This window comes from Rothia koreensis, assembly GCF_004136575.1.
Taxonomy (GTDB): domain Bacteria; phylum Actinomycetota; class Actinomycetes; order Actinomycetales; family Micrococcaceae; genus Rothia; species Rothia koreensis.
In genome coordinates this window covers 1-7990 of the sequence record NZ_NOIQ01000042.1, presented here as the reverse complement: position 1 = coordinate 7990, position 7990 = coordinate 1, and the positions used below count along the sequence as shown (strand labels likewise).

The following is a 7990-nucleotide window of genomic DNA, read 5'->3' as shown; positions in this document are numbered from 1 at the left end:
CCGCTGGACCAGTCCTGCGAGGGTGTGTGCGGGGGCGGGATCCGGGGTGGCCTCCACCGGGGCGACCGCCGCGACGGACGCAGCGGCGTTGATCAGGCCCGCCCCGCACACACCCTCGCAGGACTGGTCCAGCGGAACGGCCTTCTCCTTGAGGACCTCCTCGATCCTCGCCGGCGTCAGGCCCGGATCGACCGACTTCAAGAGCGCGGCGGCCCCGGACACGTGCGGCGCGGCCATCGAGGTCCCTTGATAGGAGACGTAGGTCGGCTCCTCCGGTGTCGTGGCCCCCGTGTTCAAGGTCGAGAGAATCCCGCCTCCGCGCTCCCGGGTGTCTCCGCCGGGCGCGGCGACGTCGACCACGTTCCCGAAGTTGGAGTACGGAGCAATCTTCCCGTGAGAGTCGGAGGCGGCAACCGTCACCACGTTCTTGCAGCTGGCGGGGAAGAACTCGGCGGCGTCGGCCTTGCTGTTGCCTGCCGAGACCACGACCGTGGTCCCGCGCGCCACGGCACCGTCGATCGCGTTCTGGGCTGCGCGTCCGCACTGGTGGCGGCCACCCAAGGACATGTTGATGACCTGAGCCGGGGTCTGGTTCTTCGGGACACCGGGAACATCGCCGCCTGACGCCCACACGATCGCGTCGGCGATGTCGGAGGTGCTGCCGCCACACTTCCCCAGGACCCGGACCGGTTGGATCTTCGCCTCGGGTGCGACGCCGATGACCCCCTGCTCGTTATTGCCCACCGCGGCGATGGTTCCGGCAACGTGGGTGCCGTGCCAGCTGGACTTGGCCTTGCGGTCGTTGTCGCCGCACTCGCGGGGACCGAACCAGTCGCCCTCATCCTGGGGGTCGGCGTCCCGACCATTGCCGTCGCGCGCAGCCTCCTCGCGGGAGATGAAATCGTAACCGGGAATCAGGTTCGCTTCCAGGTCAGGGTGCTTGGTGATACCGGTGTCCAGGACAGCGACGGTCGTGTCCTTGCCCTGGGCGGTCTTCCAGGCATCGGGCACGTGTGCACCCCACTGACCGTGCAGACCCCACAGCGACGAATACATGGTGTCGTTGGGGTCGGCGAGTTTGTCGTCGTCGTCCTTCGGGGCTTCACCGGTCCTCTCGTCCGCGATGGTGACCAGTGCGTCCGGCTCGACGTAGTCCACCGTGTCCGACTGCGCCAGCTTCTCCATGAACTCGGCGGATTCTTTCGGGTCGAGCTTCTGCTCGGTTGCGACGACGACGCTTCCGTCCGCCGTCTCCCTCACGACGTCGGCCGACGTACCCACGGCCTTCTCGGCCACGTCCACGGCGCGGTCCCGATCCTCGGAGGATCGGCTGTCACCCGCGAAGGTGACGATGAACCGGTCCAGGCCCTCCGCATTCGGGTCGATGTGCTCGTGCTCCGTCTGAACGGCCGAACGGTCCTCGGGGGACGCGGGCACCGGCTCCATCGCCGACGCCCCGTCGGCAAGCCCCCATGCCGAAAACACCACGGTCGCCATCGTGACGGCGCAAGCATTTCGCGCGGTCCTTGTGAGTCGACGCCCCAGGGAACATTGTTTCCCTTTGTCAAAAACGATCATATTTCTCCCCATAGTGCGGTAATTCAAAATGAGGATGAACGACGCCGACCGAGCGACTCCATCCCCATCATGGCGCTGATCCGCGGGATCTTCGCGCGCACGAAGGAGAAATTTACAACAGATTCTTTGAATCCAGAAGTGCCGATGTTCACATAGAAAAACTATGTTTTAGAGGGGGTGGGGACGGAAATTATTGTGCCTGCTCGTTGTGCCTGATGACCGAGGTATTCCGGGGCGGTGCGTGGTGGCGCGAGCTGGCCCGCACCGGCCCCGCACCCGCACCGGCGCCCGCGCCCGTGCCTGCCCCCGCGCTTGCGCCCGCGCTTGCGCCCGCGCTTGCGCCCGCGCCTGCACCAGCGCCCGCGCCTTCCCCGCGAGGTGGCAGTTTCGTGCGCGAAATCCCGCGAGGTGGCAGTTTTGGGACGAAAATCAGCCCATTTCGTCCCAAAATTGCCACCTCGGCGCAGAAACTGCACGACGCTGCCACCTCGGCGGGGGAACCGCACAAAAACGCCACCTCGCGACCCCGCCACCTCGCGACCCGGCTGCCCGGCCACCCGGCCGCTCGACGGCCCGACCGCCCGACCCCAGCAATCACGCCAAGAACTTCTCCGCGAGCCCCCGCGACGCCTGGGTCAGAAGCTGCACGTCCGCCCCGACCAGCACGAACGACGCGCCGGCGTCGAGGTACTTTCGCGCCTGGTCGTGGTCGAACGCGTTGACGCCGGCCTTCTTGCCGGCCGCGCGTACCGCGTCGAAGACCGAGAGCACGGACGCCGTCACGTCCGGGTGGGTCTGTTGCCCCAGCATGCCCATCGAGGCGGCCAGGTCGGACGGGCCGACGAACACCGCGTCGACGCCGTCCACCGCCGCGATCTCGGCCGCGTTCTCCACGGCCGTCGAGGATTCGATCTGCACCGTCAGGGACACCGTGTCCTCGGCCCGCCCGAGGTACCCGTCAACCGCTCCCCACCGGGAGGCCCGGGCCAGGGCGGAGCCGACGCCGCGGACTCCCCGCGCGGGGTACCGCACGGCGGCCACGGCCTGGCGTGCTTCCTCGGCGGTGTCGATCATGGGCACCAGGAGATTCTGTGCTCCCAGGTCGAGGAACTGCTTGATCAGCACGGTGTCCAGGGACGGGACGCGGACCATCGGCGTCGTCGGGTAGGCGGCGAGCGCACGAAGCAGGGATGCGGTGGTCTCGAGGCCTATCGGGGAGTGCTCGCCGTCCAGGAGGACCCAGTCGAGCCCGGAGCATCCGGCGATCTCGGCGGCAACGGGCGAACCGGAGCACACCCACATTCCCACCAGGGGTCGGTCCGCGCCGTCCAGGGTCCGGGCGAAGGAGTCGGGAAGTTCTACGCGAAACGGCATGTGATGGCCCCCAATTGTCCGTAGTCGGCGTGGACGGTATCGCCCTGGTGCACCCACATGGGGCGCGTGAAGGAACCGGCGAGGATCGTCTCTCCCGCCTTGAGCGAGTCCCCGTGAGAGGCGAGTTTGCGCGCGAGCCAGACGACGCCGGCCGCCGGGTGGTTCAGCACCGCCGCCGCCACGCCGGTTTCTTCGATCGTCTCGTTGCGGTACAGCATCGCGGCAACCCACCGCAGGTCCACGGCGTCGGGAGCCACCGGGCGCCCGCCCAGAACCATCGCGCCCAGGGCCGCGTTGTCGCTGATGGTGTCGACGATCGTGCGACCTTCCATCTCGACGCGGGAACTCAGCACCTCGAGGGCCGGGGTCACGTACTCGGTCGCCCTGAGGACGTCGTAGATGGTGACGTCGTCGCCCGCGAGGTCTTCCTTCAGCACGAAGGCCAGCTCGACTTCGATCCGCACGTTCGAATACTGGCCGTGCTCGATCACCGAGCCGTTCTCGTAGACCTGGTCTGCAAAGATCGCGCCGTAGTCCGGTTCGGTGATCCCCGTGGCCTGCTGCATGACCTTCGAGGTCAGACCGATTTTTCGCCCGACGAGTCGCCGACCCGCGGCCTCGCCCCGGCGTCGCCACTCGTTCTGCACGGCGTAGGCGTCCTCGACCGTCATATCAGGGAATCTCGAGGTCAGCCGCGGAATCATCCCGCGGGACTCCTCCGCGGCGGCGAGGTCGTCCGCGATCGAGGTGAGCTGTTCCTTCTCGAGCATATGTTCCTCCTCAGACCTGGTGGCCCAGTTTGAAGCCCTTGGATGCCTGGCCACGGTAGGTTCCGGCCTCGTCGTCGGAACGCGTGTAGGAGAACCCGTCCGCGCCGATCGTCACGTCCATCTCGGACTTGTCGTCCCGCTCGCGGACCGCCTGCGGGTTGCCGTCGAGGTCCAGGACCAGAGACGCCTCCGTGTACCAGGACGGCACCACGGGATTTCCCCACCAGTCGCGACGCTGGTTGTCGTGGACGTCCCAGTGGACCGTGGGGTTGTCCGGATCGCCGGTGTAGTAGTCCTGGGTGTAGATCTCGATGCGGTGGTCGTCCGGGTCCAGGATGTAGAGGTAGAACGCGTTCGAGACGCCGTGGCGTCCCGGGCCTCGTTCGATCCGGTCGGACAGGCGGAGGGCGCCCATCTTGTCGCAGATGTAGAGGATGTTGTGCTTCTCGTGCGTCGCGAACGCAACGTGGTGCATGCGGGGCCCGTTGCCGCCGGTCATCGCCGTGTCGTGGACGGTGGACTTGCGCCGCATCCAGGCCGCGTACTCGGTGCCCTCAGCGTCCGAGATGTCCTCTGTGATCCGGAAGCCCAGGCCCTCCATGTACCGGCAAGCGCGCGGCACATCCGGGGTGACCTGGTTGAAGTGGTCCAGGCGGACCAGCGCGCCCGCGCCGTACAGGTCGTAGCGCCACGCGAGCCGCTCGACGTGCTCGACCTCGTAGAAGAATTCGTACGGGAACCCCAGGGGGTCCTCGACCCTCACCGCGTCGCCGATGCCTTTGACGAATCCGTCACGACGACGCTCCGTCCTGCAGCCCATCTCCTTGAAGTAGGCTTCGGCCCGGTCGACGTCTTCCGGGGTACGCACACGGTAGGAGAACGCACGCACCGCAGCCACGGGGCCTTTGCGGATGATCAGGTTGTGGTGGATGAACTCCTCCATGGACCGGAGGTAGATCGCCTCGTCGTCCTCCTCGGTCACGACGAGTCCCAGCAGGTCCACGTAGAAGTCGCGGGACTTCTTCAGGTCGGTCACGACCAGTTCCATGTAGGCACAACGGAGAATATCCGGCGCCGGAACCGATGGGGTCGGGATGGGGTTGGAATCTGTTGCGGTCATCTCAAGCGTCCTTGCTCTGTCGATGGGTTGGTTGGGGAGGCCGGCATTGCGCCGGCAGGGCCGCCGGCCGGGGCGCGACGTCGTCCGGTCGGCACGCGAACGACGTCGCGCCCCGGCCGGCGCCTGTGCCGTCACTCGGCCTTGCCGAAGACCGGGTTGTGGACCTCGCCGAGGTTGATGTGGACCGCCTGCTGATCGGTGTAGAAGTCGATCGAGCGGTACCCTCCCTCGTGGCCGAGCCCGGAGGCCTTGACGCCGCCGAACGGGGTGCGGAGGTCGCGCACGTTGTTCGAGTTGAGCCAGACCATGCCGGCGTCCACGGACTGCGAGAAGTTGTGGGCCCGTTTGAGGTCGTTGGTCCAGATGTAGGCGGCGAGCCCGTACTTGGTGTTGTTGGCCAGCTCGAGCGCCTCCTCCTCGGTGTCGAACGGGGTGATCGCGACGACGGGTCCGAAGATCTCCTCCTGGAAGATGCGGGCGTCGGAGGGAACGTCGGCGAAGACCGTGGGGGCCACGAAGTTGCCTTCCTCGAATCCGTCGGGGCGCCCGCCCCCGGCCACGAGGCGACCCTCGGTCTTGCCGAGTTCCACGTAGCTCATGACCTTCTCGAAGTGCTCGGGGTGAACGAGGGCGCCGACCTCGGTCTTCGAATCGGACGGCACCCCGACCTTGACTCGCTTGGCCTGGGCCGCGTACCGCTCGACGAATTCGTCGTAGATGCCCCGTTGCACCAGGATGCGGGAGCCGGCGGTGCAGCGTTCCCCGTTGAGGGAGAAGACGCCGAACACGGTCGCGTTGATCGCGGTCTCCAGGTCGGCGTCGTCGAAGACCACGGCCGGGGACTTTCCGCCGAGTTCCATCGAGAGGCCCTTGAGGTAGGGGGCCGCGTTGGCGAAGATCAACTGGCCCGTGGTGGACTCGCCGGTGAAGGAGATCAGGGGGACGTCCGGGTGCTTGACCAGGGCGTCGCCGGCGTCCTCGCCGAAACCGTTGACCAGGTTGAACACGCCTTCGGGGAGGCCGGCTTCCTCGAAGATGCCTGCCCACAGGGAGGCGGAGAGCGGGGTGAACTCCGCTGGCTTCAGCACCACGGTGTTGCCGGTCGCGATTGCCGGGGCAAGCTTCCAGGACTCGAGCATGAAGGGCGTGTTCCAGGGGGTGATCAGTCCCGCGACGCCGATGGGCTTGCGGTTGACGTAGTTGGCCTGGCGGCCCGGGACCTTGAAGGCGTCGTCGTGCTGGGCGACGATCAGGTCCGCGAAGAAACGGAAGTTCTCGGCGGCGCGGCGCCCCTGGCTCAGTGCCTGGCTGATCGGCAACCCCGTGTCGAAGCACTCCATCGCGGCCAGCTGGTCGCCGCGGTCCTCGACGATGTCGGCGATGGTGTTGAGCACGCGAGCGCGCTCCCGAGGAAGCATGCTGGGCCAGGGGCCTTCGTCGAAGGCCTTCTTCGCGGCGGCGACCGCGGCGTCGATATCGGCCTGTTTGCCGGCCGCGGCCGTGATGTACGGGTCGTTGGTCACGGGGTCGATGACGTCGAATGTGTCACCGTCCAGGGAGTCGACGAACGAACCGCCGATGTAGTGACGGATGGTTTCGGGCAGGTTCTCCGGACGGGCGTTGACCTGGTGTGCAGTGGTCATGGTGCTCCCTTCGATCAGGAATTCGTGCTGAAGTCTGTGTCGGCGGCGTCGGACTGCTTGCTCTTCAAGTAGCTCGCCAAGGTGTTCTGTCGGTGTCCGCGGGCGGCGCGCTCGATCTCCACGGTGCTCGCGCCGCTCTCGATGAGTTCGAGCATGCGCGCGTGCTCCTCGACGGATTCGCGGGCGCGCCCCGGCACGAACGAGAAGGTCGAATCGCGCAGGTGCCCCAGACGTTCCCACTCGGCTCCGACCAGGTCCATGAGGCGCTCATTCGGGCACCGGGAAAACAGAACCTGGTGGAAATCGTGGTTGGTCTGCGTGAAGGCGTGGGGGTCGAAATCTTCGAGCGAGGCCGCGAGGCGGTCGTTGAGCTCGCGGGCCCGCGTCAGGTCCTCGGTCGTGAGGTTCGGGGCGGCAAGCGCCGTCGCCGCACCCTCCAGGATCCCGAGGGTCTCCATCGAGTGGCGGTACCTGGACTCGTCGACCATCGCGACCTGCGCCCCGACGTTCCGTCGAAAAGTCACGAGCCCTTCGGCCTCGAGCCGTCGAATGGCCTCCCGCACGGGAACGACCGACATGTCCAGACGCTGGGCGATGGTGCTCAGCACGAGCCGGTATCCCGGGGTGAATTCCTGCTCGGCAATCTTTTGTTTGAGCCACTGATAGGCCCGCTGCGCCTTGCTCACGTCCGGTGACATCGAGGTCAGGGTCTGGTCCTGGGTCATTGGTTCTCTCCGCTCCCCGTGGAGGGCTGGTCCCTGGAGGCCAGCCACGACTCGTATTCGTCCTTCCACCGGCCGACCGGGGGAAACAGCCCGTCCACCGGGTGGCCCTCGGCCACTCTCTCGGCGACCCAGGCGTCCTGGGTTTCCTTCCCCTCTGCGCCGTCGACCACGTCCTCGACCAGGTCGCGCGGGATCACGATGACGCCGTCGTCGTCGCCCACGATCACGTCCCCCGGGAGTACGGTCGCATTTCCGCAGGCGACGGCGACGTCGGCCTCCCACGGGACGTGCTTCCGCCCCAGGACCGCGGGGTGCGAGGCGCTCGAGAACACCGGCAGCCCGATGTCCCGGACGGCGGCGGAGTCGCGAACCCCGCCGTCGGTGACCACGCCGGCCGCGCCCTGCGACTTGGCCCGCAGCGCCAGAATGTCGCCCAAGGTCCCGGACCCGGGTTCACCACGGGCCTCGATCACGATCACTTCGCCGTCCCCGACCGCGTCGAAGGCTTGCTTCTGGGCGTTGTACCCGCCGCCGTGCTTCTTGAACAGGTCTTCGCGAGCAGGGACGAAACGCAGGGTCTTCGCGACGCCGACCAGCTTGGTGCCCGGTTGCGACGGGGCGACGCCCTCGATGCTGACCTGATTCAGGCCGCGCTGACGCAACTGCGCCGAGAGCCCGGCCGTGGGGAGATCGAGGAGCCGTCGCCGCATGTCCTCGGGCAGCGCGGATGGCGAGCCGGGGGCGGTGGCGGCGTCGGCGGAGGCGGGGCCTGTCGGGGCG

At 67.4% G+C, this 7990-nt stretch carries 7 protein-coding genes; all 7 read right to left on the bottom strand.

Annotated features, from left to right (window positions below):
* Window positions 1-1488, bottom strand: a 1488-nt coding sequence (locus EWU68_RS12940) for a S8 family peptidase (protein ID WP_202976728.1), incomplete at its 3' end; no start/stop codon positions are given.
* 684 nt (window positions 1489-2172) lie between these two features.
* Window positions 2173-2952 carry an HpcH/HpaI aldolase family protein gene (locus EWU68_RS12930; RefSeq protein WP_129316605.1) on the bottom strand — a complete coding sequence of 260 codons (780 nt, stop codon included), beginning with the start codon at window positions 2950-2952 and terminating at the stop codon, window positions 2173-2175.
* Window positions 2937-3722 (bottom strand): 2-oxo-hept-4-ene-1,7-dioate hydratase, encoded by a 786-nt coding sequence (hpaH, locus tag EWU68_RS12925; protein WP_129316604.1) that lies wholly within the window; start codon window positions 3720-3722, stop codon window positions 2937-2939. The genes EWU68_RS12930 and hpaH overlap by 16 nt, the downstream gene beginning before the upstream one ends.
* A gap of 10 nt (window positions 3723-3732) precedes the next feature.
* On the bottom strand, window positions 3733-4842 hold the full coding sequence (hpaD, locus tag EWU68_RS12920; RefSeq protein ID WP_129316603.1) for a 3,4-dihydroxyphenylacetate 2,3-dioxygenase: 1110 nt from the start codon (window positions 4840-4842) through the stop codon (window positions 3733-3735).
* A 131-nt stretch (window positions 4843-4973) separates the two neighbouring features.
* Entirely contained in the window at window positions 4974-6485 is a 1512-nt protein-coding gene (hpaE, locus tag EWU68_RS12915; RefSeq protein WP_129316602.1) for a 5-carboxymethyl-2-hydroxymuconate semialdehyde dehydrogenase, read from the bottom strand.
* 14 nt (window positions 6486-6499) lie between these two features.
* On the bottom strand, window positions 6500-7210 hold the full coding sequence (locus EWU68_RS12910; protein ID WP_129316601.1) for a GntR family transcriptional regulator: 711 nt from the start codon (window positions 7208-7210) through the stop codon (window positions 6500-6502).
* Window positions 7207-7990 (bottom strand): RraA family protein (locus EWU68_RS12905; RefSeq protein ID WP_476748612.1); only part of this gene is annotated, 784 nt, incomplete at its 5' end. The genes EWU68_RS12910 and EWU68_RS12905, both read right to left, overlap by 4 nt.

Coding starts and splice junctions, on each gene's coding strand:
- EWU68_RS12930 (WP_129316605.1), bottom strand. CDS start 2,952: ATGCCGTTTCGCGTAGAACTTCCCGACTCCTTCGCCCGGACCCTGGAC.
- hpaH (WP_129316604.1), bottom strand. CDS start 3,722: ATGCTCGAGAAGGAACAGCTCACCTCGATCGCGGACGACCTCGCCGCC.
- hpaD (WP_129316603.1), bottom strand. CDS start 4,842: ATGACCGCAACAGATTCCAACCCCATCCCGACCCCATCGGTTCCGGCG.
- hpaE (WP_129316602.1), bottom strand. CDS start 6,485: ATGACCACTGCACACCAGGTCAACGCCCGTCCGGAGAACCTGCCCGAA.
- EWU68_RS12910 (WP_129316601.1), bottom strand. CDS start 7,210: ATGACCCAGGACCAGACCCTGACCTCGATGTCACCGGACGTGAGCAAG.